The 25,340-nt window shown below is 72.3% G+C and carries 27 protein-coding genes; 7 read left to right on the top strand and 20 right to left on the bottom strand.

Annotated elements, in window-relative coordinates:
• Positions 1–42 precede the first annotated feature (42 nt).
• From pdxT to pgsA, 6 genes are all read right to left on the bottom strand, one after another.
• Positions 43–648, bottom strand: a complete 606-nt coding sequence (gene pdxT / locus Van01_RS24875) for a pyridoxal 5'-phosphate synthase glutaminase subunit PdxT (protein WP_204012367.1) — start codon at positions 646–648, stop codon at positions 43–45.
• A gap of 7 nt (positions 649–655) precedes the next feature.
• A complete protein-coding gene (gene pdxS, locus Van01_RS24870; protein ID WP_204012365.1) occupies positions 656–1,573 on the bottom strand; it encodes a pyridoxal 5'-phosphate synthase lyase subunit PdxS in 918 nt (305 codons plus the stop codon).
• Between the two features lie 144 nt (positions 1,574–1,717).
• Positions 1,718–2,224 (bottom strand): hypothetical protein, encoded by a 507-nt coding sequence (locus tag Van01_RS24865; protein ID WP_204012363.1) that lies wholly within the window; start codon positions 2,222–2,224, stop codon positions 1,718–1,720.
• A 26-nt stretch (positions 2,225–2,250) separates the two neighbouring features.
• Positions 2,251–3,411, bottom strand: coding sequence for a glycosyltransferase family 4 protein (locus Van01_RS24860; RefSeq protein WP_204012362.1), 1,161 nt, complete (start codon positions 3,409–3,411; stop codon positions 2,251–2,253).
• Between the two features lie 13 nt (positions 3,412–3,424).
• The gene (locus Van01_RS24855; RefSeq protein ID WP_204012358.1) at positions 3,425–4,303 is read right to left on the bottom strand and encodes a phosphatidylinositol mannoside acyltransferase; all 879 of its coding nucleotides are present in this window, start codon (positions 4,301–4,303) and stop codon (positions 3,425–3,427) included.
• Between the two features lie 25 nt (positions 4,304–4,328).
• Positions 4,329–4,961, bottom strand: coding sequence for a phosphatidylinositol phosphate synthase (gene pgsA, locus Van01_RS24850; RefSeq protein ID WP_204012355.1), 633 nt, complete (start codon positions 4,959–4,961; stop codon positions 4,329–4,331).
• 275 nt (positions 4,962–5,236) lie between these two features.
• Between pgsA and Van01_RS24845 the strand changes: the two genes are divergently transcribed.
• A complete protein-coding gene (locus tag Van01_RS24845; protein WP_204012352.1) occupies positions 5,237–7,390 on the top strand; it encodes an elongation factor G-like protein EF-G2 in 2,154 nt (717 codons plus the stop codon).
• Positions 7,391–7,394: 4 nt separating this feature from the next.
• On the opposite strand, the gene Van01_RS24840 is transcribed toward Van01_RS24845, so the two are convergent.
• The 3 genes from Van01_RS24840 to thrS all read right to left on the bottom strand — a co-directional run bounded on the left by Van01_RS24840 (position 7,395) and on the right by thrS (position 11,386).
• Complete coding sequence (locus Van01_RS24840; RefSeq protein WP_204012384.1) at positions 7,395–8,450, bottom strand: aldo/keto reductase; 1,056 nt, start codon at positions 8,448–8,450, stop codon at positions 7,395–7,397.
• Positions 8,451–8,801: 351 nt separating this feature from the next.
• Positions 8,802–9,314, bottom strand: coding sequence for an HIT family protein (locus Van01_RS24835; RefSeq protein WP_204012381.1), 513 nt, complete (start codon positions 9,312–9,314; stop codon positions 8,802–8,804).
• A gap of 65 nt (positions 9,315–9,379) precedes the next feature.
• Positions 9,380–11,386, bottom strand: a complete 2,007-nt coding sequence (gene thrS / locus Van01_RS24830) for a threonine--tRNA ligase (RefSeq protein ID WP_204012349.1) — start codon at positions 11,384–11,386, stop codon at positions 9,380–9,382.
• Positions 11,387–11,583: 197 nt separating this feature from the next.
• On the opposite strand from thrS, the gene Van01_RS24825 reads away from it, so the two are divergent.
• The gene (locus Van01_RS24825; RefSeq protein WP_239099278.1) at positions 11,584–12,450 is read left to right on the top strand and encodes a DUF1775 domain-containing protein; all 867 of its coding nucleotides are present in this window, start codon (positions 11,584–11,586) and stop codon (positions 12,448–12,450) included.
• Positions 12,451–12,463: 13 nt separating this feature from the next.
• On the opposite strand, the gene Van01_RS24820 is transcribed toward Van01_RS24825, so the two are convergent.
• Positions 12,464–13,381: an ADP-ribosylglycohydrolase family protein gene (locus Van01_RS24820; RefSeq protein WP_204012346.1), complete on the bottom strand. Its 918-nt coding sequence runs from the start codon at positions 13,379–13,381 to the stop codon at positions 12,464–12,466.
• 74 nt (positions 13,382–13,455) lie between these two features.
• Between Van01_RS24820 and Van01_RS24815 the strand changes: the two genes are divergently transcribed.
• Positions 13,456–14,145, top strand: a complete 690-nt coding sequence (locus tag Van01_RS24815) for a response regulator transcription factor (RefSeq protein WP_204012343.1) — start codon at positions 13,456–13,458, stop codon at positions 14,143–14,145.
• 17 nt (positions 14,146–14,162) lie between these two features.
• On the top strand, positions 14,163–15,581 hold the full coding sequence (locus tag Van01_RS24810; RefSeq protein ID WP_239099277.1) for a HAMP domain-containing sensor histidine kinase: 1,419 nt from the start codon (positions 14,163–14,165) through the stop codon (positions 15,579–15,581).
• 253 nt (positions 15,582–15,834) lie between these two features.
• Here Van01_RS24810 and Van01_RS24805 read toward each other — a convergent pair whose 3' ends face one another.
• Both Van01_RS24805 and Van01_RS24800 read right to left on the bottom strand, forming a co-directional pair.
• A complete protein-coding gene (locus tag Van01_RS24805) occupies positions 15,835–16,860 on the bottom strand; it encodes an adenosine deaminase (protein ID WP_204012339.1) in 1,026 nt (341 codons plus the stop codon).
• Positions 16,857–17,648, bottom strand: coding sequence for a trans-aconitate 2-methyltransferase (locus Van01_RS24800; RefSeq protein WP_204012336.1), 792 nt, complete (start codon positions 17,646–17,648; stop codon positions 16,857–16,859). Before Van01_RS24800 ends, Van01_RS24805 begins: the two co-directional genes overlap by 4 nt.
• Positions 17,649–17,738: 90 nt before the next feature.
• Here Van01_RS24800 and Van01_RS24795 point away from each other — a divergent pair, with 90 nt between their 5' ends.
• The gene (locus Van01_RS24795; RefSeq protein ID WP_204012333.1) at positions 17,739–18,722 is read left to right on the top strand and encodes an aldo/keto reductase; all 984 of its coding nucleotides are present in this window, start codon (positions 17,739–17,741) and stop codon (positions 18,720–18,722) included.
• A 104-nt stretch (positions 18,723–18,826) separates the two neighbouring features.
• The gene (locus Van01_RS24790) at positions 18,827–19,021 is read left to right on the top strand and encodes a hypothetical protein (protein WP_204012330.1); all 195 of its coding nucleotides are present in this window, start codon (positions 18,827–18,829) and stop codon (positions 19,019–19,021) included.
• Between the two features lie 106 nt (positions 19,022–19,127).
• Here Van01_RS24790 and Van01_RS24785 read toward each other — a convergent pair whose 3' ends face one another.
• From Van01_RS24785 to Van01_RS24755, 7 genes are all read right to left on the bottom strand, one after another.
• Entirely contained in the window at positions 19,128–19,331 is a 204-nt protein-coding gene (locus Van01_RS24785; protein WP_011905669.1) for a cold-shock protein, read from the bottom strand.
• A 286-nt stretch (positions 19,332–19,617) separates the two neighbouring features.
• Positions 19,618–19,890, bottom strand: coding sequence for a DUF4235 domain-containing protein (locus tag Van01_RS24780; RefSeq protein ID WP_204012327.1), 273 nt, complete (start codon positions 19,888–19,890; stop codon positions 19,618–19,620).
• Positions 19,887–20,201 carry a DUF3618 domain-containing protein gene (locus tag Van01_RS24775; RefSeq protein WP_204012324.1) on the bottom strand — a complete coding sequence of 105 codons (315 nt, stop codon included), beginning with the start codon at positions 20,199–20,201 and terminating at the stop codon, positions 19,887–19,889. Before Van01_RS24775 ends, Van01_RS24780 begins: the two co-directional genes overlap by 4 nt.
• A complete protein-coding gene (locus Van01_RS24770; RefSeq protein WP_204012322.1) occupies positions 20,198–20,650 on the bottom strand; it encodes a phage holin family protein in 453 nt (150 codons plus the stop codon). The genes Van01_RS24775 and Van01_RS24770 overlap by 4 nt, the downstream gene beginning before the upstream one ends.
• 232 nt (positions 20,651–20,882) lie before the next feature.
• A complete protein-coding gene (locus Van01_RS24765) occupies positions 20,883–22,097 on the bottom strand; it encodes a mechanosensitive ion channel family protein (RefSeq protein ID WP_204012320.1) in 1,215 nt (404 codons plus the stop codon).
• Positions 22,098–22,233: 136 nt separating this feature from the next.
• On the bottom strand, positions 22,234–23,055 hold the full coding sequence (locus tag Van01_RS24760) for a DUF1206 domain-containing protein (protein ID WP_204012315.1): 822 nt from the start codon (positions 23,053–23,055) through the stop codon (positions 22,234–22,236).
• Between the two features lie 59 nt (positions 23,056–23,114).
• A complete protein-coding gene (locus Van01_RS24755; RefSeq protein WP_204012372.1) occupies positions 23,115–23,471 on the bottom strand; it encodes a hypothetical protein in 357 nt (118 codons plus the stop codon).
• 96 nt (positions 23,472–23,567) lie between these two features.
• Here Van01_RS24755 and Van01_RS24750 point away from each other — a divergent pair, with 96 nt between their 5' ends.
• Positions 23,568–23,849 (top strand): GNAT family N-acetyltransferase, encoded by a 282-nt coding sequence (locus Van01_RS24750; RefSeq protein WP_239093432.1) that lies wholly within the window; start codon positions 23,568–23,570, stop codon positions 23,847–23,849.
• Here Van01_RS24750 and Van01_RS24745 read toward each other — a convergent pair.
• Positions 23,833–25,317: a glycoside hydrolase family 3 protein gene (locus Van01_RS24745; RefSeq protein ID WP_204012369.1), complete on the bottom strand. Its 1,485-nt coding sequence runs from the start codon at positions 25,315–25,317 to the stop codon at positions 23,833–23,835. The two genes, Van01_RS24750 and Van01_RS24745, sit on opposite strands and share 17 nt — an antisense overlap.
• Between the last annotated feature and the right edge of the window lie 23 nt (positions 25,318–25,340).

Here is a 25,340-nt window from a genome sequence, read left to right as displayed (position 1 = left end):
GAAGTTGCTGCCTCACGTGACCGGCGGACGGGCGGGGCGGGGTCAGCGGGCGGCGCGGGTCAGGTCGACGAAGTAGGCGTGCAGGCGGGGGTCGCCTGTGAGTTCCGGGTGGAACGAGGTGGCCAGCAGGTTGTGCTGGCGTACCGCGACGATCCGGCCGCTGGCCGGGCCGGTGGTGACCGTACCCAGCACCTCGACGCCCTCGCCGACCCGCTCGACCCAGGGCGCACGGATGAAGACGGCGTGCAGCGGCCCGCCCGGAATGCCGGTGATCTCCACCGGCGCCTCGAACGAGTCGATCTGCCGGCCGAACGCGTTGCGGCGGACGGTCATCGCGATGCCGTCGAAGCCGCGCTGGTCGGGCCGGCCGTCGAGAACCTCGGTGGCCAACATGATCATCCCGGCGCAGGAGCCGTAGACCGGCATCCCGTCGGCGATCCGCTTGTCGATAGGTCCGCGCAGCTCGAAGATGTCGACGAGCTTGCTGATCGTGGTCGACTCCCCGCCCGGGATGACCAGGCCGTCGACCGCGTCCAGCTCCGCCGGCCGGCGTACGGTGTGGGCTCGCGCGCCCGCCGCGGTCAGCGCGGTGACGTGCTCGCGGACGTCGCCCTGGAGGGCGAGGACACCGATGACGGGTGCCGTCACCGTCGGGTCACCAGCCGCGCTCGGCGAGGCGGTGCGGCTGCGGGATGTCGTCGACGTTGATGCCGACCATCGCCTCGCCGAGGCCCCGGGACACCTTGGCCAGTACGTCCGGGTCGTCGTGGAAGGTGGTCGCCTTCACGATCGCGGCGGCCCGCTGGGCCGGGTTGCCCGACTTGAAGATGCCGGAGCCGACGAAGACGCCCTCGGCGCCGAGCTGCATCATCATCGCCGCGTCGGCCGGGGTGGCGATGCCGCCGGCGGTGAAGAGCACCACTGGCAGCTTGCCGGTCTCGGCGATCTCCTTGACCAGCTCGTACGGTGCCTGCAACTCCTTGGCCGCGACGAACAGCTCGTCGGCCGGCAGGGACGCCAGGCGGCGGATCTCCTGGCGGATCTTCCGCATGTGCGTGGTGGCGTTGGAGACGTCGCCGGTGCCGGCCTCGCCCTTGGAGCGGATCATGGCGGCACCCTCGGTGATCCGGCGCAGCGCCTCGCCCAGGTTCGTCGCACCGCAGACGAAGGGGACGGTGAACGCCCACTTGTCGATGTGGTTGGCGTAGTCGGCCGGGGTGAGCACCTCGGACTCGTCGACGTAGTCGACCCCGAGGGACTGGAGGATCTGCGCCTCGACGAAGTGGCCGATGCGGGCCTTGGCCATCACCGGGATGGAAACCGCGTTGATGATGCCGTCGATCATGTCGGGGTCGCTCATCCGGGACACCCCGCCCTGGGCCCGGATGTCCGCGGGTACCCGCTCCAGCGCCATCACCGCTACCGCGCCGGCGTCCTCAGCGATCTTGGCCTGCTCGGCGGTGACCACATCCATGATCACACCACCCTTGAGCATCTCGGCCATACCGCGCTTGACCCGCGCGGTGCCGACGACCGGGGTGGCACCGGTGTTCGGGGAAGTCGTCTCGGACACGTCGTCGCTCCTCAGGCGTCCTCGGGAGGTGGCAGCGCAGATGCTACGCAAGGGTGGACGCCGCTCCGACAGCCAATCAGACCCGTGGTGGCCTGCACTGTGTCCGCCGTCACCCCGGACCGCGGGGTGGCTCCGGGACGGGGGTCAGCGGCTGGGGACGTCGGCGGCGGGGATGGTGAGGGTCGGGTCGTCGATGTCGAAGTAGCGCGGCCAGGTGTGCCGGCGTCCCATCCGCAGCAGCCGCACCAGTGGTCGGCTGCGCGCGGACCGGGCGTCGCGGACCAGGTCGGTGTGCACCTGGCGGGCCAGGGCGAGCCGCCGGCTGGCGGCGATGACCGCCTCACAGTCGGCGTCGGTGGGATCGAGCTGAACCGACCGTAGCTGCCGGGTCAGGTCGTTCTCGGCCGCCTCCCGTTCCTCCGGCTCGGCGTCGAGGGCGATGCGCGCCGCCGCGTACAGCTCGACGCCGAAGCGACGCTCCGCGAGCACCGCCGCGGCGGCGGCCCGGCGCAGCAGGTGGGCGTCCAGGGCCCGGGCGGCGAGCTGGGCGCGGTCCTGGAGCCGCTCGACCCGGCCGGCGGTCCAGATCAGGTACACCGCGACCAGGGCGACGACCACCGTCGCGCCCACCACCCACCACATGCCCGGCATCGTAGTGCTGCTCCCGTTCCTCCCGATCAGGTCAACCCCACCCACTCCTGGTCGATCACCCGACCGTCGGTGGCCTCGATCGCCGCTGCGTATACCTCCAGAACCCGGCGGGCAACCACGGGCCAGTCGAAATTCGCCACCACCTGGTCGCCGCAGGCGGTCAGCTCCGCCCGCGCGAGCGGGTCGTCCAGCAACTGCGACAGCGTGGCACGCAGCGTCACCGCGTCGCCGGTCGGAAACATCCGGCCGGCCCGGCCGCCGTCGAGGACCCGGCGGAAGGCGTCCAGGTCACTGGCCACGACTGTGGTGCTGGCGGCGAGCGCCTCGGTGAGGATCATGCCGAAGGACTCGCCGCCGGTGTTCGGCGCCACGTACAGGTGCACGCTGCGCAGCATCCGCGCCTTCTCCTCCTCGGAGACCAGGCCGAGGAAGGTGACCCGGTCCCGCAGGTCGGGCGGGAACCTGTTGAACAGGTCGTCCGGGTCGCCGGGACCGGCGACCAGCAGACGCAGGCCGGGACGTTGCCGGGCCAGCTCGACGAAGGCGTCGCGCAGGATCGGGAACCCCTTGCGGGGCTCGGTGAAGCGGCCCAGGAAGCCGAGGGTGCCGCCGGTGGCCGACCCGCACTCCCCCGGCCAGCCGGGCAGCGGTTCGACCCCGGCGAACTTGGCCACCGCCACCCCGTTGGGGATCTCCACCGCCCCGCCGTCCAGGTGCTCGACCTGCACCTTGCGGGCCAGGGCACTCACCGCGATCCGCGCGGTGATCCGCTCCAGCACGATCTGGAGCACCCCCTGAGCGGCGGCGAGCATCCGGGACCGGGTCATCGCGGTGTGGAAGGTGGCCACCACTGGCCCCCGGGCGGAGAGCACGGCGAGCATGGACAGGCTCAGCGCGAGCGGTTCGTGCACGTGCAGCACGTCGAAGTCGCCCCGGGTGATCCAGCGGCGTACCCGGGCGGTGGAGACCGGCCCGAAGGCGATCCTGGCGACCGAGCCGTTGTACGGCAGCGGCACCGACCGGCCGGCCGACACCACGTACGGCGGCAGCGGCGAGTCCTCGTCCGCCGGGGCGAGGACGCTCACCTCGTGGCCGAGCCCGATCAGCGCCTCGGCCAGGTCCATGACATGGTTCTGCACCCCGCCGGGTACGTCGAAGGAGTACGGGCAGACGATGCCGATCCGCATTGCGCCCGTCCCCTCAGTCCAGCCACATCCGTTGCAGCATGTGCCAGTCTTCCGGATGCCGGGCGATGCCCGCCGCGAGACCGTCGGCGATCAGCTGGGTCAGCGATCGGACCCGCACGTCGAGTGCGCCCGCCTCGGGCCCCGGCACCGGCAGCGGGCCCACAAGCGAGGCGCACGCCGCATCCGGTTCGTACCACATCGACGCCACGTACAGCGGCGCGCCGGTACGCAGCGCCAGCAGTGCCGGACCGGCCGGCATCCTGGTCCGGCCGCCGAAGAAGTCCACCTCCACGCCCCGGGCGGAGAGATCCCGGTCGGCCAGCAGGGGCACCACCGCTCCGGCGGCCACCCGGTCGGTGAGCACGTCCAGCGGCGGCCGGACGCCGCCGGTGGTCGGCAGGATCTCCATCCCCAGCCGTTCCCGGAACGCCGTGAACCGCTGGTAGACGCCCTCCGGCTTGAGCCGTTCCATGACGGTGGACAGCGGCCAGCCATTGGCGGCGACCCAGGCCCCGGCGGCGTCCCAGTTACCGGCGTGCGGCAGCGCCACCACCGCACCCCGCCCGGCGGCGACGTCCGCGGCGAGGACCTCGGCGCGGTCCAGCCGGAACCCGGCGAGCATCTGCTCGCGGCTCAGCGCGGGCAGCCGGAACGCCTCCATCCAGTAGCGGGCGTACGAGCGCAGACCCCGGCGGACCAGATCGTCGAGTTCGGCCTCGGGCAGCTCGGGCCCGACCACGCGGCGAAGGTTGGCGCGTAGCCGGGTGGCGCCCGCGCCACGGCGGCGGTGGGCGCGGTCGGCCCCGGCGGTGAACGCGGCAGCGGCGACCGGCCGGGGCAGCACGCGGACCAGCCGCCAGCCGGCGACGAAACCGAACTCGGTGAGGTTCACCGGGTACTCCGCCCGGCTGTGCCGCTCACCCGTGGCCGCCCGGCACGTCGACCTGCTGGGCCTGCCGGTAGACGTGCCGCATCCGCTGACCGACGGTGAACAGGGACACCGCCGCGAGCAGCCAGAGCGCGATCGGCAGCGCCACCGGGTGGACCAGTTCGGCGAGCAGGCCGCCGACACCGACGATCAGCAGTCGTTCCGTACGCTCGGCGATGCCCACGTTGCAGGTCATGCCGAGCCCCTCGGCGCGGGCCTTGACGTACGACACGAGCCCACCCGCGGCCAGGCAGACGAGCGCGGCGGCCACCCCCGCGTGGTTGCCCTCGGTGGCCAGGTAGAACGCGACAGCGCCGAAGACCGCGCTGTCGGCGACCCGGTCCATGCTGGAGTCGAGGAAGGCACCGAACCGGGTCGAGCCGCCGCTCATCCGGGCCATCGTCCCGTCGAGCAGGTCGGTGAGCGCGAAGACCGTCACGATCAGCGCACCGGCGACCAGATGACCGCGGGCGCCGAAGCCGAGCGCGCCGACGAGCACCCCGAGGGTGCCCGTGACGGTGACCGAGTTGGGGGACACGCCCGCGCGCAGCAGGCTACGGGCGATCGGCTCGACGACGCGGGTCATCCCCGCGCGGGCCGACACTTGGAAGATCTTCGCCATGGCGGTCCCACGATAACGGTCGGCGCTCGACCAGCGACACCGCCCGTCTGACCAGCCACGCTCAGCCGGCGCGGCGCGCCCGCCCGGAGAGGGTTGTGTCGGCCCGCCATCGGGTGTGAGATCGGACCAGAAGGGTGACCCGGCTCACCCCGCCGCCTGTTGACTGCCCGGTTCCCAGCGGAGCACCGGAGGATATCGCCGCAGCACCCCGCCCGGGCCGCGTCCCCGTCGCGTGCGGCGGTCGCCACCACCACCGGCTGAGGGAGGTGCGCCCGATGGCGCAGAGGAGTCAGGACAAGGGAGCCACCGGCGGCGTACCGGTGGTGACCGACCCCGCCAGGATCCGCAACGTGGTGCTCGTCGGGCATTCCGGAGCGGGCAAGACGACACTTGTCGAGGCGTTGCTCGCGGCGTCCGGCACGATCGCCCGGGCCGGCTCGGTCACCGACGGCACCACCGTCTGCGATCACGATCCGGCCGCCGTACGCCAGCAACGGTCGGTCGCCCTGGCCTGCGCGCCGCTGGTGCACGACGGGGTCAAGGTGAACCTGCTCGACACGCCCGGCTACGCCGACTTCGTCGGCGAGTTGCGCGCCGGGTTGCGGGCCGCCGACGCCGCGCTCTTCGTGGTCTCCGCAGTCGACGGGATGGACGCGGCCACCGCGGCGCTGTGGGAGGAGTGCGCGGCTGTCGACATGCCCCGGGCGGTGGCGGTGGCCCGACTGGATCATCCCCGCGCCGACTTCGACGAGGCGGTGGCGCTGTGCCAGCGGGTCTTCGGCGACAACGTGCTTCCGCTCTACCTGCCGATGCTCGGTGACGACGGCGAATCGACAGTCGGCCTGCTCGGGTTGATCACGCGGCGGGTCTTCGACTACACCCAGGGGCTGCCGCCGCAGGTACGCGAGCCGGACCCGGAGCACCTGCCGGCCATCGTCGAGTCCCGCAACGAGTTGATCGAGGGGATCATCGCGGAGAGCGAGGACGAAACCCTGATGGACCGGTACCTCGAAGGCGAGGAGATCGACGCCGGCATCCTGGTGGAGGATCTGGAGAAGGCGGTCGCCCGGGGCCACTTCTACCCGGTGGTACCGGTCTGCGCGGCGACCGGCGTCGGCATGGACGCGCTGCTGGAGGTGCTCACCGCCGGCTTCCCCGCCCCGCCGGAGCACGCGCTGCCCGCGGTGACCGGCGTGGACGGCTCGCCCCGGCCGCCGCTTACCTGCGACCCGGATGGTCCGCTGGTGGCCGAGGTGGTGCGGACCACTATCGACAGGCATGTCGGGCGGGTCTGCGTGGTCCGGGTCTTCTCCGGCACGCTGCGCCCCGAGCAGACAGTGCACGTCTCCGGGCACGGTCTGGCCGAGCGTGGCCACCCCGACCATGACGCCGACGAACGGATCGCCCACCTCTACAGCCCGCTCGGTGCCACTCTGCGGGAGGTGGGCGTGGCGGTGGCCGGTGACATCTGCGCGATCACCAAGTCCGGCAGCGCGGAGACCGGCGACACCATCTCCGCCAAGGAGAACCCGCTGCTGATCGCCCCGTGGGAGATGCCGGAGCCGCTGCTGCCGGTGGCGATCGTGGCGAAGTCCCGTTCCGACGAGGACGCCCTGGCCCGCAACCTCGGCCGGCTGGTGGCCGGCGACCCGACGATGCGGCTGGAGCGCAACCCGGAGACCCACCAACTGGTGCTGTGGTGCATGGGCGAGGCGCACGCCGACGTGGTCCTCGACCGGCTGCGGGCGGGCGGGGTGGAGCTGGACACCGAGCCGGTGCGGGTGGCGTTGCGGGAGACGTTCACCGCGCCGGCCCGGGGGCACGGCCGGCATGTCAAACAGTCCGGCGGGCACGGACAGTACGCCGTCTGCGACCTCGAGGTGGAGCCGCTGCCGCGCGGCGGCGGCTTCGAGTTCGTCGACCGGGTGGTCGGCGGCGCGGTGCCGCACAACTACATCCCGTCGGTGGAGAAGGGCGTCCGCGCCCAGATGGAGCGTGGCCTGGTCGCCGGCCATCAGGTGGTGGACCTGCGGGTGACCCTCGTCGACGGCAAGGCACACAGCGTCGACTCCTCCGACGCGGCGTTCCAGACCGCCGGGGCACTGGCCCTGCGCGACGCCGCCGAACGGGGGCAGCCCGCGCTGCTGGAGCCGGTCGACGAGGTGACGGTGCGGGTACCCGACGGAAGTGTGGGCACCGTGATGGGCGACCTGTCCGGGCGACGTGGCCGGGTGCTCGGCACCGAACCGGATCCGGACTCCGACGGACGCACCCTGGTACGCGCCGAGGTACCCGCCACGGAGTTGCTGCGCTACGCGGTGGAGCTGCGGGCGATGACCTCCGGGGCCGGCACCTTCCGCCGCCACTTCGTCCGCTACGACCCGATGTCCGCCCACCTGGCCGACCAGATCCGCAAGGAGCACGGCTGAGAGGTCAGGGGCGGGCGGTGGGCAGCATCGGGCTGGGCCAGTAGGGGCGATCCGCCTCGCGCAGCGCCGCGGTACGCAGGGCGGCGAGCGTGCGCTCCACCTCGGCGAAGTGATCAGGGGCGAGCGGGCCGAGGGCGAGCGCGGCGGCGTTCTCCTCGACCTGGGCGACGGTGCGGCAGCCCGGTATCGGGATCGCCCGGTCGCTGCGCGCCCAGATCCAGCCCAGTGCCCCCTGGGCCAGGGTGCGCCCGTCGGCGGTCAACGTGGCCCGGACCGCCTGCACCCGGCGCAGCCACTCCGGTGCCGGCCGACCGCCCCGGAACCACTCCAACCAGCCCGAGGTCACCCCCCGCACGTCGTCGCGCGGCAGGACCGACTCCTGGCGGTACTTGCCGGTGAGCAGCCCCATCCCGAGCGGACCCCGGTTGACGCTGGCCAGGTCGTACTTCTCGCAGACGGTGAGCAGCTCGGGCGCGTCACGCAGCACCGACAGGCTGTGCTGCACGGCGGCGGCGTGCGGGGCGTCGTGCCCGAAGGCCGCCGCCCGGTCGGCCCGGTCGGTGCTCCAGCCGTACGCCCGGATCACGCCGTCCGCGACCAGGTCCTCCAACGCGCCGACCAGCTCCTGCGCCCGGGGCACCGGCAGGTCGGCGAGGTGCAGCTGGTAGAGGTCGATCCGGTCGGTGCCGAGCCGCCGCAGCGAGTCCCACACCGCCCGGCGCAGGTAGGCCGGTGAGGCGTCCGGCCCGATTGCCTGCCGGGTCCGCTCGTCGAACGTGTAACCCCACTTGGTGGCGATGACCGCCTCGTCCCGGCGGCTGGCCAGGGCCCGACCGAGGACTCGTTCACCGTGTCCCGCGCCGTAGCTGTCGGCGGTGTCGAAGAACGTCACCCCGAGGTCGAGTGCCCGGCGGACCGTCCGCACCGATTCCTCGTCGTCGACAGCCCCCCAACCCAGCGGGATGCGGCCCTCGGCCCACGGGCCGGCGATAGCCCAGCAGCCCATGCCCAGGGCGCTGACCTTGATGCCGCTGCGGCCCAGTGTCCGCGTCGACTCCACCACCGGCGCATCGTGCCATCTTTCGGACAGGCGTTGACGAAGATCCAGCACGATCATCCGTACGGGCACCGGGTGTCGCCCGGATCACCCGGTCGGCGGCGGATCCGGCCGGGTTTCGTCGGCTCCCGCGCTGGGTCGCGAGCGACCTGCGGATGGCCTCGGGAGAGCCGACGTTCGACCCGCCCCTTTGCTCTGCTTACCGATACGCATCGACTCCACTGCGTGACCGCCGCGTGGGTTGAAGCAGAGCAAAGGACGCACCAAGGGGTGGCCGCCGCCCGGCGACGCGCGAAAGACGATGCGAGACAGCCCGGCGCGGAGACAGCGCGGCGCGGAGACAGCGGGGCGGGGTCAGGCGGGCCAGGCGCGGGCGAGCAGGTCGCGGGTGTCGCCAAGCAACTGCGGCAGGACCTTGGTGCGCCCGATCACCGGCATGAAGTTGGCGTCACCACCCCAGCGGGGCACCACGTGCTGGTGCAGGTGGGCGGCGATGCCGGCGCCGGCCACCCCGCCCTGGTTCATCCCCAGGTTGAACCCGTGCGCGTTGCTGACCTTACGGATGACCCGCATGGCGGTCTGGGTGAACGAGGCCAGCTCGGCGGTCTCCGGCCCGTCCAGGTCGGTGTAGTCGGCCACGTGCCGGTACGGGCAGACCAGCAGGTGCCCCGGGTTGTACGGGTACAGGTTGAGCACCACGAACACGTGCCCACCGCGGGCCACCACCAGGCTCTCCCCCGGCGGACGGGCCGGGGCCAGGCAGAACGGGCAGCCCGAGGGGCGCTCGTAACCGCCCTCGGGTCGGTCCTCGCCGGATATGTACGTCATCCGGTGGGGTGTCCAGAGCCGGTCCAGCCCGTCGGCCATGTCCCTGTCGTCGGTGTGCTCCTCCGCCCCAGTCACACAGGCGATCCTACGGCCCTCCCCGACCGTCACATCGTGGCGGAGGGACCGGTGTTGGTCCGGGAGGTGACCACGTCCAGGACGTGGCTGACCGCCTCGGCCAGCGGTACGCCGTTGCGCTGGGAGCCGTCCCGGTAGCGGAACGAGACGGTGCCGGCGGCCACGTCGTCGTCGCCGGCGATCACCATGAACGGGATCTTCTGCTGCTGTGCGGTGCGGATCTTCTTCTGCATCCGCTCGTCACCGGCGTCGACCTGGGCACGGACGCCCTCGGCGCGCAACGCGGCGACGAAGCCGTGCAGGTAGTCGGCGTGGTCGTCGCGGATCGGGATGCCGACCACCTGCACCGGGGCCAGCCAGGCCGGGAACGCCCCCGCGTAGTGCTCGGTGAGCACCCCGAAGAACCGTTCGATCGAACCGAAGAGCGCCCGGTGGATCATGACCGGCCGCTGCCGGGTGCCGTCCGCGGCCTGGTACTCCAGGCCGAACCGCTCCGGCTGGTTGAAGTCGACCTGGATGGTGGACATCTGCCAGGTCCGGCCGATGGCGTCCTTGGCCTGCACCGAGATCTTCGGGCCGTAGAAGGCCGCGCCGCCCGGGTCGGGTACCAGTTCCAGGCCGGAGGTCTCGGCGGCGGTGCGCAGCGCCTCGGTGGCCTCCGCCCAGTCTTCGTCCGAGCCGATGAACTTCGGGGAGTCGTCGCGGGTGGACAGCTCCAGGTAGAAGTCGTCCAGGCCGTAGTCGCGCAGCAGGTCCAGCACGAACGACAGCAGCGTGGTCAGCTCGCCGGGCATCTGTTCCCGGGTGCAGTAGATGTGCGAGTCGTCCTGGGTCAGGCCACGTACCCGGGTCAGGCCGTGCACCACACCCGACTTCTCGTAGCGGTAGACGGTGCCGAACTCGAACAGCCGCAGCGGCAGTTCGCGGTAGGACCGTCCGCGCGACCGGAAGATCAGGTTGTGCATCGGGCAGTTCATCGCCTTGAGGTAATACTCCGCCCCCTCCAACTGCATGGGCGGGAACATCGTGTCGGCGTAGTACGGCAGGTGGCCCGAGGTCTGGAAGAGCTGCGCCTTGGTGATGTGCGGGCTGTTGACGAACTCGTACCCCGCCTCCTCGTGCCGGCGACGCGAGTAGTCCTCCAGCTCCCGGCGGATGATGCCGCCCTTGGGGTGGAAGACCGCGAGACCCGAGCCGATCTCGTCGGGGAAGCTGAACAGGTCGAGGTCCGCGCCGAGCTTGCGGTGGTCGCGCCGGGCGGCCTCCTCCAGCAGCTTCAGGTACGCCTTCAACCCGTCCCGGGTCGGCCAGGCGGTGCCGTACACCCGCTGCAACTGCGGGTTCTTCTCCGACCCCCGCCAGTACGCGGCGGCCGAGCGCATCAGCTTGAACGCGCCGATCAGGCGGGTGTTCGGCAGGTGCGGCCCCCGGCACAGGTCCGACCAGCAGACCTTGTCCTCGTCGGCGGCGAGGTTGTCGTAGATGGTCAGCTCACCCCCGCCGACCTCCATCACCTCGGAGGAGTCCAGCCCCTCGCCCTTGACGTCGATCAGCTCCAGCTTGAACGGCTCGGCCGCCAGCTCGGTCTTCGCCTCGTCCAGGCTGTCGAAGCGGCGACGCCGGAACCGCTGCCCCGACTTGATGATCTCCTGCATCCGCTTCTCGAGCTTGGCCAGGTCGTCGGGCTGGAACGGCTTGTCCACCGCGAAGTCGTAGTAGAAGCCGTTGTCGATCGGCGGACCGATGCCGAGCTTCGCCTGCGGGAAGATGTCCTGCACCGCCTGGGCCAGCACGTGGGCGGTGGAGTGGCGCAGCACGTTCAGCCCGTCCGGCGAGTCCAGCGGGACCGGCTCGACCACCGTCTCCTCGGCCGGCCGCCAGTCCAGGTCGCGCAGCACGCCGTGCGGGTCGCGGATCACCACGATCGCCCGGGGGCCGTTGGTGGGCAGCCCGGCCGCGGCCACCGCGTCGGCCGCCGTCGTCCCGGCGGCGACGACGACAGGGTCGGCCACGGCGGGGGTACGGGGTGCGGACACGGATGACTCCTCGCAGCAGATGTGACGGATGGTGCCGATACCGGCTCACTGATGCTATCGGGCTCCCGATGGCCACCGTCGTCGACACCGACGGCAGACGATCTGCCGCCCGCCGTTGAACCTTTTCGGCCCGGGATCCGAACTACCAGGTGTGGCCGGAGCCGGTTCCGGCCGCGTGGACACGGATGGGAACCCAGATGGCGATGACGCACGGCGGCAGCCGTCGACGCCGGGGCGCGCTGGTGGCCGCCCTGGCCACGGCCGTGGTGCTGCTCTGGCCCGCCACGGCGTGGGCGGCGGACGGGGTGACCTTCACCCCGACCGAGGCCCAGCAGGGCAACGCGGTGAAGCTCGAATTCGTGGTGCCCGACGAGCGGCCCGGGGTGCGTACCGAGAAGGTGGAGATCAGAATCCCCGAGGACCCGCCGATCGCCGAGGTGTACCCGCTGTCGGTGCCGGGCTGGGCACCCACGATCACCACTCGGCAGTTGGACCGGCCGGTGGCGGGCATGCACGGCCCGGCCACCGACGTGGTGACCGCCTCGCTGATCTGGTCGCGGGCGAAGGGCGAGGCGGGCGAGGGCCCGGCTCGGCTGGTGTTCTCGATGGCACCGTTGCCGCAGACCGACCGGCTGACCTTCGAGCTGGTGCAGACGTACGCCGACGGCCTCCAGGTGAGCTGGGGCGGCGGTCCCGGCCAACGGCCGTTGCCGGCGCTGACGCTGCTGCCGGGCGACCCGGCGTATCCCGGCGCTCACGGTGGGCACGGCGCGGCTCCCGGCGGGGCGGCGCCCGCCGAGGCTCCGCCGACCACCGCCACCTCTGACGGCGGCCCGAACGCCAACAGTCTGCTCGCCGCCGGACTGGTCGCCGGCCTCGGCGGCGGCGCGGTGGTGGGTTGGCTGATCAGCCGCCGACGCCGCGCCCCGTCCGAGGAGATCGACAGGTCGGTGCTCGACGAGGAGCCGGACCCGGCGACGGCAAGCTCCGACGCGGGCGAGCCCGCCGCCGGGGCGGCGCAGGATGCCAGCTCCGACGCGGTCGAGGCGGGCGCCCGGCGCTAGGCCATGTGTCGGCCTAAGCCCAGTCGGGTAACGGCTCCCGGGCGGCCAGCCAGTCGGCGGGCACTCCGCCGGCGGTGGCGACCCCGGTGTACGCCGCGACGATCCCACCGACGATGGCGGCTGTGGTGTCCACGTCGCCGCCCGCCTCGACGCAGGCCCGGATGGCGGCCGGGTAGTCGTCCAGGTGGGTGGCGGCCACCCAGCAGGTGAAGGCGACGGTGTCCTGCGCGGTGACCCGGGAGCCGTTGCCGAGCGCGTCGACCACCTCCGGCAGCGGACGGCCGAGCAGTCCCGCCGCCCGACGTACGCTCCGGTGCACCTCGGTCGCCGGGTCCACGGCGGCGGCGACGCTGGCGAGCAGGCGGCCCGGGTCGGGCCGGTCGCCGTCGAGCCGGGCATGGGCGGCCCGGGCGGCGGCCACCGCCACCGCCACCGCACCGGCGATCCCCTCCGGGTGGGCGTGGGTCACCTCGGCCGATGCCTGGGCCTGGGCGACCGTCCGGCTCATCGAGTCGGCGAAGTACGCGCCCAGCGGGGCGACCCGCATCGCCGCCCCGTTTCCGCAGGAGCCCTGCCCGTCGAACGCGGCGGCGGCGGCGACCGGCCAGGGTGTACCGGTCCGGATCAGGCGAAGGATGCGGACCGCTCCGGGGCCGTAGCCACGGTAGGGCTCGCAGCGCTCGGCGAAGTCGAGCGCCAGGCTGTCCGGGTCGATCCGGCCGGCCTCGGCCAACCGGGCCAGCACGGAACAGGCCATCTCGGTGTCGTCGGTCCACTGCCAGGGCGGTGGCGGGAGCCGGTCGGCGGCCAGGTCGGCGGCGTGCCGGCCGGGTACGAAGAACTGGGAACCGAGGGCGTCGCCGACCGACAGGCCGGCGAGACTGTCCCGGGCCAGTGCCAGGCGGGTGTCCGGATAGAGAGTGAACGTCATGGTCGCACCAGCTTGGCTGGTGCGCGGGGTGGGCGCAATGTCACCGTGCTTGCCGCCCCGAGTACCGTGCTTGGGTGGCCACCGTCCTCCTGGTCGAAGACGATCACGTCGTACGCGGCGCGATGCTTCGTTCCCTCACCGACCGGGGTCACGCCGTCCACGCGGTGGGCACCGCCCTGGACGCGCTGCGCCGGGTGGCCGCCGAGACACCGGATCTGGTCGTGCTCGACCTCGGGCTGCCGGATCTGGACGGCTCGGACGCGTTGCGGATGCTCCGGGGCATCACCGACGTGCCGATCATCATCGCCACCGCCCGCGACGACGAGCAGTCTGTGGTCAAGCTGCTGCGGGCCGGTGCCGACGACTACATGATCAAGCCGTTCACCGGCGCGCACCTGGACGCCCGGATCACCACGGTGCTGCGCCGCGCCGGCCGGGCCAGCCGCTCCGCCCAGCCGGCCGTGCACACCGTGGGCGGGCTGAAGGTGGACGTCGGCGAGCGCAGCGCCCACCTCGACGGCACGGCGCTGGCGCTGACCCGCAAGGAATTCGACCTGCTGGCGTACCTCGCCGCCCGTCCGGGCCGGGTAGTGTCCCGGCGGGAGCTCTTGGAGGAGGTATGGCGGCAGCCGTCGGTCGGCGAGGATCAGACAATCGACGTTCACCTGTACTGGCTACGCCGCAAAATGGGCGAGTCCGCGGCGAAGCCACGCTACCTGCGCACCGTGCGGGGGGTCGGCTTCCGGCTGGTGGCGCCGGACTGAGAAGAACGCTGGCCCTGTTGACGGCCGGCGTGGGCACCCTGCTGGCGTTGGCCTTCCTGGTGCCGCTCGGGTTGACGCTCGGCGGGCAGGCCCGGGAGGAGGCGATCGCCGACGCGGCCCGCCGCAGCGCGCTGGTGACCGGTGCCCTCGCGATCAGCACCGAGGCCGAGGTGGTAACCCGGGCGATCGAGGCGAGTGGTGGCGACCCGGCCACCCGGCCGGTGGTGCACGGGCTCGACGTGGACTCCTCCGCCGGACGGGCCGACGCGGCGCAACTGGACCAGGCCCGGGAGCAGGGCCGCTCTCTTGTCCTCGACGTCGACGGTGGGGTGCTGCGGCTGGACCCGGTGGTGCTCGGCGAGCAGACCGCCGTGGTGGAGGTCTTCGTCCCGGACGCGGTGCTCGACGCGGGTGGCGGCGGTCGCTGGTTGCTGCTGACCGGGGTGGCTGTCGCGCTCGTCGGCGCGGCGATGCTCGTGGTGGACCGACTGGCCGCCCGAGCGGCCGACGCCGGTCGGGGTCTGGTCAAGGCGGCCCTCGCGATCGGCGACGGCGACCTGGGCGTACGCGTCGAGCCGCACGGCCCACGCGAGCTGGTCGAGGCCGGCCACGCGTTCAACCGGATGGCGGAGCGGTTGGTGGCGGCACGCACCGAGGAACGGGAACTGGTGGCGGACCTGTCCCACCGGCTGCGTACCCCGCTGACCGTGCTGCGGCTGGACGCCGAGGCGCTGGAGTCCGACGACACGAGCGTGGGCTCGTTCAGCCAGGCCGAGCTGGACTACCGGCGCGGCATCCGGCGGATCCGGCAGGCGATCGTCACCCTGGAAGGTGAGATCGACGTGCTGATCAAGACCACTCGCAAGGCGGTGGCGACCGAGGCCGCGCCACCGGCGACGTGCGACGTGAGCGAGGTGGTCCGGGACCGGATGGTGTTCTGGGCCGCCCTCGCCGGCGACCAGAACCGCCCGCACCGGGTCTCCGGTGCCCAGTTGCGGATTCCGGCACCGGTGCCCCGGGCCGAGTTGGCCGCCGCCCTGGACGCCGTGATCGGCAACGTCTTCCGCTACACCCCGCAGGGCACCGCGTTCGAGGTGGCCGTGTCGCGCCGCGACGGGTACGTGGCCATCCGGATCGACGACGCCGGTCCCGGCATCGCCAATCCGGACCGGGCCCTGCGGCGCGGCACCAGCGACCAGGGTTCCACCGGGCTGGGGCTGGACATCGCCAAACGGGTGGCGTTGCAGGCCAACGGCTCGGTGAGCATCGACCGGGCCCAGTTGGGCGGGGCGAGCGTGGTGATGCTGCTGGCCGACCCGGAGGCGACGCCGCGCCAGGTCAGCCGGTTCGGCCTGGTGGGCCGGATGGCCCGGGAGGGCCGGGAGCAGAAGGCAAGTGGACGCCGCTGGCCCCGGCAGCGTCCGACGGACGGCTGAGGGCAGCCGAGCGGTCCTGTCGCGGGGCGGCGGCTCGGGGCTGTGCGACGGCACAAGTCTTCCTTAGATCCGAATTAACCCCGTTCCACCCGACCGGTCCGACTGACAGGATCGCTGCGAACCCAGCAGTTCCACCGGCCTATCGCTCCCAGCGCATCCGGCCGGTGGAGCCGTGCGCGCGGCGGGAGACACGGTCCCCCCACACCTCCTCCCGCCGCGCGCCACCTGGCTGGTCCGCCCGGCGCTTACCGCGTCAGCCGCGCCGGCCGGCGAGATAGTCGTCGACCTCCGCGATGATTCGCCGCTTGCCGGACTCGTCGAGGAAGGACGCGGACACCGCGTTGCGGGCCAACTCGGCAACCCCTTCCGGACCGACGTCGAGCAACCGGGCGGCCACCGCGTACTCGTCGTCCAGGGTGGTGCCGAACATCGGCGGGTCGTCGGAGTTGATTGTCACCAGCACCCCGGCGTCGACAAGCCGGCGCAGCGGGTGCTCGTCGATGTCGGCAACCGCCCGGGTACGCACATTCGACGTGGGGCAGACCTCCAACGCGATCCGCCGCTCGGCCAGGTAGCTGAGCAGGCGCGGGTCCTGCGCGGCGGAGATGCCGTGACCGATGCGTTCGGCACCCAGCTCGTGCAGCGCGTCCCAGATGGTCTGCGGACCGGTGGTCTCCCCGGCGTGCGGCACCGACCGCAGCCCGGCCGCGCGCGCCTGGTCGAAGTAGGGCTTGAACTGCGGTCTGGGTACGCCGACCTCCGGACCGCCGAGGCCGAAGCTGATCAGCCCGTCGGGGCGTTCGTCGAGTGCGATCCGCAGCGTCTCCTCGGCCGCCGGCAGTCCCGCCTCGCCGGGAATGTCGAAACACCAGCGCAGCTCGATGCCGAAGTCGGCGGCGGCCCGCTTGCGGGCGTCCTCGATCGCCTCGCAGAACGCCGGTGCCGGGATGCCGCGCCGCACGTGGGAGTAGGGCGTCACGGTCAGCTCGGCGTAGCGGACCTGCTGGCGGGCCAGCTCCCGAGCCACCTCGTGGGTGAGGATCCAGACGTCGTCGGGATCCCTGATCAGGTCCACCACGCTGAGGTACAGCTCGATGAAGTGGGCGAAGTCGCGGAAGACGAAGTAGTCGGCAAGCAGTTGCGGGTCCGCCGGGACGGGGCTGCGCCCCTCGTGCCGGGCGGCCAGCTCGGCCACGATGCGGGGCGAGGCGGAGCCGACGTGGTGCACGTGCAGCTCCACCTTGGGCAGTCCGGCGATGAAGGTACGCAGGTCGGTCACGAGTTCTCCTGGGCGAAACCGGTACGGGCGACGAGGAAGATCCGTCGGAACGGGAAGTACACCTGGCCGTGCCGTACCGGGTACGCCTCGGTGAGGCGTGCCGCGAGCGCGGAGCGGTAGGCGGACCAGCCGGCCGGGTCCAGCGCGGCCCGGACCGGGCGTAGCGCGGTGCCCTCCAGCCAGGTCAGCACGGGATGGTCCGCGTCGGGACCGGCCGCCAGCAGGTGCACGTAGGTAGTCTCCCAGGCGTCGACGGCGCACCCGGCGGCGACAAGCGACGCGGTGTAGTCGACCGGGTCGGCTACCGGCGTCTCCCGCAGCAGCGGCGTCAGCACCGCCCGCCACGGCGGGCGACCGGCGACCTCCCGCAGCGCCCGGTGGGAGGGCGCGTCGAAGTTTCCCGGCACCTGCACCGCCAGCCAAGCGCCGGCCGGCAGCTCGGCGGCCCAGCGGACGAGCAGTTCCCGGTGGCCGGGCACCCACTGCAGCACCGCGTTGCTGACCACCACGTCGGTGTCCCGGTCGGGCCGCCAGTCACGGACGTCAGCCTCGCCGAAGCTGATCGGGGCACCGAGCCGGCTGGCCCGCGCGATCATCTCCGCCGAGGAGTCCAGGCCGACGACCCGACTGTCCGGCCAGCGGGCGGCGAGCACGGCGGTCAGCGTGCCGGGGCCGCAGCCGAGGTCGACCACCTGCCGGGGGCGGTCGGCACCCACCCGGGCCAGCAGGTCGTGGAAGGGTCGGGACCGTTCGTCGCCGTAGCGCAGGTACGCCGCCGGATCCCACATGATCGCCCCCTGCCGCAAACCGTACGTCCGTCTTGTTGAGCGTACGGCCCGGCCATCGCCGCGACAAGCAGCGGTCACTAGGCTCTCCGTATGGAGCAACGCACCTTCCCCCGGATGGATCGCCAGGTCGGCGTGGTCGGGCTCGGCGCCTGGCAACTCGGCGCCGACTGGGGCACGGTGACCGAGGACGACGCGATGGCGGTGCTCACCGCCGCGGTCGACGCCGGGGTCACCTTCCTGGACACCGCCGACGTCTACGGCGACGGGCGCAGCGAACAGCTGATCGGCCGCTTCCTGGCGGCGCACCCCGACGCCGGGCTGACCGTGGCCACCAAGATGGGCCGGCGGGTCGCGCAGACACCCCAGGCGTACACCCTGGACAACTTCCGACAGTGGACCGACAGGTCCCGGACGAACCTCGGCGTGGACACGTTGGACCTGGTGCAGCTGCACTGCCCGCCGACGGCCGTCTTCGGCACTGACGAGGTCTTCGACGCCCTCGACACGCTTGTCGCCGAGAAGCGGATCGCCGCGTACGGCGTCAGCGTGGAGACCTGCGACGAGGCGCTCACCGCGATCGCCCGGCCCGGCGTGGCCAGCGTGCAGATCATCCTCAACGCGCTACGGCACAAGCCGCTGGAACGCGTCCTGCCGGCCGCCTCGGCCGCCGGGGTCGGCATCATCGCCCGCGTCCCGCTGGCCAGCGGCCTGCTCTCCGGACGGTACGACGAGCACACCACGTTCGCCGCCGACGATCACCGCACCTACAACCGGCACGGCGAGGCGTTCGACGTCGGCGAGACCTTCTCCGGGGTGGACTTCACCACCGGCCTGGCCGCCGTGCGCAGGATCGCCCCGCTTGTCGGTGAGGACCGCACGATGGCCCAGTTCGCGCTGCGCTGGGTGCTCGACCAGCCGGGGGTCACGGTCGTCATCCCCGGTGCCCGCGACGCCGCCCAGGCCCTCGGCAACGCCGCCGTGGCCGGTCAGCCACAGCTGTCCACCCAGGAACTGGCCGAGGTGGCGGCGATCTACGACGACCTGATCCGGCCCCAGGTTCACCACCGATGGTGAGCGGCGGACCGCCCGATGGAGGGCCGTTTCCCGGCGGGCCACCCGGCGGCCCGCCGACTACCGGCGGGCCGGCCGGCGACGGACCACAAGAGAGGGAGACGGCGATGAGCGGTTGGCTCCGACTCACGCTCGGCCTGCTGGCCGTGGTGGTGGGTGTGGTGTGGACGGTGCAGGGCCTGGGTTACGTCGAGGGCAGCGTGATGACCGGCCAGCGGATCTGGGCGGTGCTCGGCCCGGTGCTGGTGCTTGTCGGGTTGGCTCTGCTCTGGCTCGGTGTACGCGCCCGCAACCGCCGCTGACGCCACCGCGCCTACGATGCGGAAAGCCCCGCGTCCGTCGGGACGCGGGGCTTCGCGCTGATTCGGGGACTGCCTCGCCACTGGCCGGCGGTCGCCGACCGGCGCCTCAGAGGGGGCGGACCTGCTCGGCCTGCGGACCCTTCTGGCCCTGGGCGATCTCGAACTCCACCCGCTGGTTCTCCTCCAGCGTGCGGTAGCCGCTGGTCTGGATTGCCGAGAAGTGGACGAACACGTCAGCACCCCCGCCGTCGACGGTGATGAAGCCGAAGCCCTTGTCAGCGTTGAACCACTTCACGGTTCCCTGCGCCATGTGTATCTCCTTCTAAAACTGGCGGCCGAGCACACCGTGCGGCCGGTTGGCCGTTTCGAGCAGCGGTGCTTGAGGCGGCCCCCGTGAAGGAGACTTCTCTCAACCCACGCGATCTCTCAACAACGTGGGACAGCTTAACCACGTACGCAAAAACTCTGCACCGCCTAACCGACGAAATTTCTCCGACATGTGACCTGACGGATGCGTGAGATCCGTCAGATGGGGTTGCAGATAAGGCGAAAGGCCCCCGCACCGGCAGATGGTGAGAGGGCCTTGACACAGACCTTCAGTCTGGCCAACGGCCGGTGATCCGGCGAACACCCACCGCACCGCCCCGGTCCACGGCGGCGCGGACGACCGAGAAGATGGCGCCCTGCAAGGCAGCCGCGGCGAGGATCTCGCCCCAGCGGCGGTCCTCGTCGGTCGGGTTCGGCGCCTCGCCGTCGCCGGCGGTCATCTTCCACACCTGCCGGAAGACCATGCCCGCGATCGCACCGGCGGCGAAGCCCATCAGCACGCCGACCGGCTTGTAGGCGGCCTTGCCGATTCCCTTGCTCACCCACGCCTCCCTCTAATGATCATCAACACCACGGCGGCGGCGACCGCACCGGCCGCGAGCGCGATGAACGGAGCCGGCCCCTGACGGGTCCGTCCCTGCTGATGGGTGAGACCGGACTGGGCGCGGACCCGCGCGACGGTGAGCGCGGCCTGTTCGCGTACCCGTTCCCGGGCCTGGTCCGCCGAGGACTTGAGCCGCTTCTTCACATCGGCCTTGGCGGCCAGCGCCTCCATCGTCTCGCCCAGTTCGACGCGGGTGCGCCGGATGTCCTCCCGCAGCGCCTCCGTGTCACCCGTACCGTTGCCTGTCATGCCCGTCCCCTGTCCTTCACCGCAGCGCTGACCACGTCGACGTCGGCCCGCAGACTGCGCACTGTCGCCTCGGGCACCGGTGGCACCGCGCGGCTGACCCGGCGCTTACCGACAAGTGCGAGCACTCCGGCGACCAGGAACAGGGCCACCGCCACGATCAGGGCGGCCGCCCACGCCGGCAGCACCAGGGCCAGCAGGAGGATCGCGGCGGTCACCAGTGCACCCAGGCCGAAGAAGGCGAGGGCGCCGCCACCGGCGAACAGGCCGACGCCGATGCCGGCCTGCTTGCCCTTCTCGGTCAACTCGGCCCGGGCCAGCGTGAGTTCGTCACGAACCAGGCGCGAGACCTGTTCCGTCGCCCGCTGAACCAGTTCGGCGGTGGACGGCTCGGTCCCGTTGTGGGACGTACGCCCGTTGTGGGACGTACGGGCGTTCGCCACGTCAGCCATGCTGTCCCCCTCTCGTCATCACCGCGCTGTATGCCCGGAGTCGCCGCTCGTCAATCCTGTTCCCGGAAAAGGGGGCAGAAGCGTCGGGCAGCACGTCCCCGCCAAACGCCGCGCCAAACCTCCACATCCGATTGGATAACGAGGTGGACTGGTAGTTGGCTCCCCACCGGGCCGACCAGTCGCGGGCAACGTCGGATATCCGGCGGGAACGGCGATCGGCGCGGGACGCCGGTCAGCGGCGAGGTTCGGCGGGCTCGCGGGGTTCGACAGTCTCGTCGGGGCCGACGAAGGCTTCGTTGCGGGCCTGGCCGTCGTCGCTGCCGCCGAAGAGCCGGGCGTCGTCGGGGACCTCGGCCTCGGCCCGCCGACGCGTCGAGTGCCGCGGCTGGACCCACTGCCACGCCAGGTCGCTCGCCCCGTCGCCGACCTCGGTACGCAGTCGGGGCATCGCGGTGGGCTGGTGATCGCGTACCCACGCCACCAGATGTTCGCGCACCCGGCAGCGCAGGTCCCACAGCGCGCCCGCGTTGCCGGCGCTCACCAGCGCGCGGACCTTGATCATGCCGCCGGTCGCGTCGGTGACCTGGAGGACGCAGACCCGGCCGTCCCACAGCTCGGTGCTCTCGACCAGCCGGCGCAGTTCCTCCCGCATGGCCTGTACCGGGATCGACCAGTCGACCTCGAACTCGGCCGTGCCGAGGACCGCCGCCTCGGTGCGGGTCCAGTTCTGGAACGGCGTACTCGTGAAGTAGGAGGTGGGCAGGATCAGCCGCCGGTCGTCCCAGATCTGGACTACCACGTAGCTGAGCGTCAGTTCCTCGATCCGGCCCCACTCCCCCTCGACCACCACCACGTCGTCGAGGCGTACCGCGTCACTGAAGGCGAGCTGCAGGCCGGCGAAAACATTGCCCAGCAGGCTCTGCGCGGCCAGCGCGGCGACCACACCGACCACACCGGCGCTTGTCAGTACGCCGGCGCCGATGCCCCGTACGGCGGGGAAGGTCATCAGCATCACGCCGAGGGTGAGCACGACGATCACCACGATTGTCACCCGGCGCAGCATCACCACCTGGGTCCGCACCCGCCGGGCGTGCCGGTTGTCCGGCACGTCCACCCGGAACCGGGCCAGCGCGGTGTCCTCCACCACCATCAGCAGCGAGGCGACCAGCCAGGCCGCGGCGGCGATGACGGCGAGCACCAGCAGGTGCAGCAGCGCCTGACGCCAACCGGTACCGACCGCGTACCCGGTGCTGAACCGGACCGCGAACTGGACGGCGAGCACGGTGGCGGCGACCTGGAACGAGCGGTGTGCGTGCTCGGTCAACTCGGTCAACAGCAGTGATCGGCGACCCCAGCGGCGGGTGAGGCGATGCACCACCTCGACCACGGCGAGCGCGATCGCCGCCGCGGCGAGCGCGGCGACGATCGTCACGAGGTAGCTGTGCACGTGTTGCTTCTCCTTCCGACCCGACGGCGGTCCCCGACGGCGGTCCGGCGAACGGGCGATCAAGATCCGGCAAAGGGGCAATGGTGCCTTGGATCGCCGTCACCGACCACCGTCGGGGTGGCCACGGAGCAGAAGGTCATACCTTGCGGTAGCGGGACTGGAGGAAGCAGTAGACGCCGAAGGCGGCGATGCCCAGGGCGATGAGGGCCAGCAGGACGGAGCCGAACGCCTGGTCCCGCAGGGTGCGCAGCGCGGCGTCCAGGCCACGAGCCTTCTCCGGGTCGTAGTTCACCGCGGCCAGCACGACAAGCAGGCCGGTCACCGCGAAGGCGGCACCCCGGGAGGCGTAGCCGGCCATGCCGAGCCGGCGGGCGAGCTGAGTGGTCTTGGCGTTCATCTCGCCGGTCTTCAGCCGCTTCATGAACTTCTTCTTGATGCCGTAGATCGCCATGCCGACACCGATGCCCGCGAGCACCAGGCCGGCGAGACCGACAAGCCACCGGCCACCCGTGGACCCCATCATCCGGGCGGTCAGGTCCTCCTGCTGGGAGGCGCTGTCGGAGTTGGCGTTGGAGAAGACCTTCCAGGCGGTCCAGGCCAGCCAGAGGTAGATGAGGGTGCGGGCGGCCGAGATGACCCGTTCCTTGAGCCGGTCGTTGCCCCGCTCGGTGCGGTGCCCGACAGCAGCCTCGAGAGCCTGCCAGATCGCCATGGCGAGCATGCCCACGGCGATGGCGATGACCAGGAACTTGCCCATGGGTTGCGCGGCGAGGGTACGCAGCGCGCCGGACTGGTCGCCGTCGTCGGACGAGTTGCCGAACGCGATCTGCAGCGCCAGCCAGCCGAACAGCAGGTGCACGATCCCGTAGCCGATGAAACCGGCCCGGGCGAGGAGTTCCAGCCACCGGCTGTCGGCCGTACGGGCGGCGGTGGCTTCGGCGTTCCGGGTAAGAGACATGGCGCCTCAATCTCCGAACGCGAAGATTTCCAAACGTGCTGGCCGCCGCCCGATTGCCGTCAGCCGCCGTTGCGCGCGATCCGGACCTTCACCTCGGTGTCGGTGACGCTGTCCAGGGTCACCGCGAGGCCACCGACGTCGGCGGCCTGCTGGCCGACCGTGAGCGACAGTTGCTCACCGCCGACCTCGATGGTGACCACGTCGTCCTGGGCCTCGACCAACCGGGCCTCGACACCGAGGATGTTGGCCCGGGCGTCCACGCCCCGGTCGAAGGTGACAGTGCAGGCGTCCAGCCCACAGTCGGTGCTGGCGCCCTCGGAGCTGCAACCGGCCAGCAGGGCCGCGCCGAGCGCGAGACCGGCCAGCAGGCCGGCCAGCCGGGTGGGGGTGCCACGGACGGAGGTGAGCGGGGTCATGCGGGCGGGGGATCGGTTCGTCACGCGGTCAAGCGTACGAGACGTCGGCGAACCGACCGGCTCGGTCGCCGGCCGGTGGACAATGCAGGGGTGAGCATGCTTGTCGAGGACAATCCCGCGAAACACCGCTACGAGATCCTGGTCGACGACGCGCTCGCCGGCTTCACCGCGTACCTGCCCCGGGACGCGGTGCTGATCTTCACGCACACCGAGGTGGACCCGGGCTTCCAGAACATGGGGGTCGGAGCGGCGCTGATGCGCGGCACCCTGGACCAGGTCCGCGCGCAGGGTCAGCGGGTGGTGCCCCGCTGCCCGTTCATGGCCGCCTTCATCGAACGCCACCCGGAGTACGCCGACCTGGTCACCAGCCAGGGCTGACCGCCCCGCCACCGAGCAGCTCGGCCGCGGCCCGCCCGGCGGCCCGGGTGGCGCCATGGGTGGCGATGTGCACCGCGCCGGTGACCACGGCGGGTACCCCGAGTTCGACGACCACCGCGTCGGGGCGGGCGGTCAGCGCCCGGTCGACCGCGTCCCGCATCCAGGCGTGCCGGTGCAGGTCGCGTACCACGAGCACCAGCGGCCGGCCGATCGCGCCGGCGGCCGGGTCGGCCGGCACTGCGTTCTCGACGTACCGGACGCTCGTGGTGCCCGGCACCAGGGCGCTGAGCGGTGCCGCCACCCCCCAGGGGGTCTCCGACCCGATCGCGATGTTGTGCGGCGGCTGGAACTCCACCACGTGCGCCGGGCCGGCCAGTGGCAACATGGTGGCCGAGCCGCCGCGTGGCGTGATCCGGACGGCCCGTCGCGCCGCGACCAGCCCGACGGCCGAGCCGCCGGCCGGGCCCGCGGAGCGGGCGGTCCGGGCCGCCACCGTCCAGGCGGCGAGCTGGCCGACCCGCTTGGCCGCCTCGGCCAGCCGCTCCTCGGGCAGTTCACCGGCGACGACCGCGTCCACGATGGCGTCGCGCAGATGGCGGGCGGTCTCCTCGTCGGCGTGCTCGCCGCCCACGCAGATCGCGTCCGCCCCGGCCGCCAGGGCCCGCACCGCCGCGCCGGCGAACCCGTAGCGGTCGGCCACCGCGCCCATCTCCACCGCGTCGGTCACCACCACCCCGTCGAAGCCCATCTCCTCGCGCAGCAGGCCGCCCAGGATTCGGCCGCTCAGGGTGGCGGGCAGGTCGGGATCCAGGGCCGGCACCAGCAGGTGCCCCGTCATCACCGCCTGGACGCCCGCCGCCACCGCGGCCCGGAACGGGGCCAGCTCGACGGTGTGCAGCCGGGCCCGGTCGCCGTCGATCCGGGGCAGGTCGTGGTGGGAGTCGACGCGGGTGTCGCCGTGCCCCGGGAAGTGCTTCGCGCAGGCGGCGACGCCACCGGCCTGCAGACCGCGTACCCAGGCGGTGGTGTGCCGGGCGACAAGCGACGGCTCGGCGCCGAACGAACGGACCCCGATCACCGGGTTGTCCGGGTTGGAGTTGACGTCGACGTCCGGCGCGTAGTTGAGGGTGACCCCGGCGGCGGCGAGTTCCTCGCCCAGGTCGCGGGCCACCTCCTCGGTGAGGGCCGGGTCGTCCACCGCGCCGAGTGCCAGGTTGCCCGGGCGGGAACTGCCCCGGCCGGACTCGATGCGGGTGACGTCACCCGCCTCCTCGTCGATGGCGACGATCACGTCCGGGCGCTCCGCGCGCAGCGCGGCGGTGAGCGCGGCGACCTGCCCGGGGTCGACGACGTTGCGGCTGAACAGCACCACCGAGCCGAGCCCGTCGCCGAGCCAGCGGCAGACCCAGGCGGGCGGGGTGGTACCGACGAAACCGGGCTGCAGGACCGCGGCCGCCAGGGCTGCCAGGTTTGCGTTGCGCTCGACCCGCT

Origin of the sequence: Micromonospora andamanensis, from assembly GCF_016863495.1 — a bacterium.
In the GTDB taxonomy this organism is placed as follows: Bacteria; Actinomycetota; Actinomycetes; order Mycobacteriales; family Micromonosporaceae; genus Micromonospora; species Micromonospora andamanensis.
This window is presented reverse-complemented; position numbering and strand designations above follow the sequence as displayed.

What these genes read in the sequence shown, in the direction of transcription:
- Van01_RS24865 (WP_204012363.1), bottom strand. Translation starts at nt 2,224, where the DNA reads ATGCCGGGCATGTGGTGGGTGGTGGGCGCGACGGTGGTCGTCGCCCTG.
- Van01_RS24860 (WP_204012362.1), bottom strand. Translation starts at nt 3,411, where the DNA reads ATGCGGATCGGCATCGTCTGCCCGTACTCCTTCGACGTACCCGGCGGG.
- pgsA (WP_204012355.1), bottom strand. Translation starts at nt 4,961, where the DNA reads ATGGCGAAGATCTTCCAAGTGTCGGCCCGCGCGGGGATGACCCGCGTC.
- Van01_RS24845 (WP_204012352.1), top strand. Translation starts at nt 5,237, where the DNA reads ATGGCGCAGAGGAGTCAGGACAAGGGAGCCACCGGCGGCGTACCGGTG.
- Van01_RS24835 (WP_204012381.1), bottom strand. Translation starts at nt 9,314, where the DNA reads ATGGCCGACGGGCTGGACCGGCTCTGGACACCCCACCGGATGACGTAC.
- Van01_RS24825 (WP_239099278.1), top strand. Translation starts at nt 11,584, where the DNA reads ATGGCGATGACGCACGGCGGCAGCCGTCGACGCCGGGGCGCGCTGGTG.
- Van01_RS24820 (WP_204012346.1), bottom strand. Translation starts at nt 13,381, where the DNA reads ATGACGTTCACTCTCTATCCGGACACCCGCCTGGCACTGGCCCGGGAC.
- Van01_RS24800 (WP_204012336.1), bottom strand. Translation starts at nt 17,648, where the DNA reads ATGTGGGATCCGGCGGCGTACCTGCGCTACGGCGACGAACGGTCCCGA.
- Van01_RS24795 (WP_204012333.1), top strand. Translation starts at nt 17,739, where the DNA reads ATGGAGCAACGCACCTTCCCCCGGATGGATCGCCAGGTCGGCGTGGTC.
- Van01_RS24790 (WP_204012330.1), top strand. Translation starts at nt 18,827, where the DNA reads ATGAGCGGTTGGCTCCGACTCACGCTCGGCCTGCTGGCCGTGGTGGTG.
- Van01_RS24785 (WP_011905669.1), bottom strand. Translation starts at nt 19,331, where the DNA reads ATGGCGCAGGGAACCGTGAAGTGGTTCAACGCTGACAAGGGCTTCGGC.
- Van01_RS24775 (WP_204012324.1), bottom strand. Translation starts at nt 20,201, where the DNA reads ATGACAGGCAACGGTACGGGTGACACGGAGGCGCTGCGGGAGGACATC.
- Van01_RS24770 (WP_204012322.1), bottom strand. Translation starts at nt 20,650, where the DNA reads ATGGCTGACGTGGCGAACGCCCGTACGTCCCACAACGGGCGTACGTCC.
- Van01_RS24760 (WP_204012315.1), bottom strand. Translation starts at nt 23,055, where the DNA reads ATGTCTCTTACCCGGAACGCCGAAGCCACCGCCGCCCGTACGGCCGAC.
- Van01_RS24755 (WP_204012372.1), bottom strand. Translation starts at nt 23,471, where the DNA reads ATGACCCCGCTCACCTCCGTCCGTGGCACCCCCACCCGGCTGGCCGGC.
- Van01_RS24750 (WP_239093432.1), top strand. Translation starts at nt 23,568, where the DNA reads ATGCTTGTCGAGGACAATCCCGCGAAACACCGCTACGAGATCCTGGTC.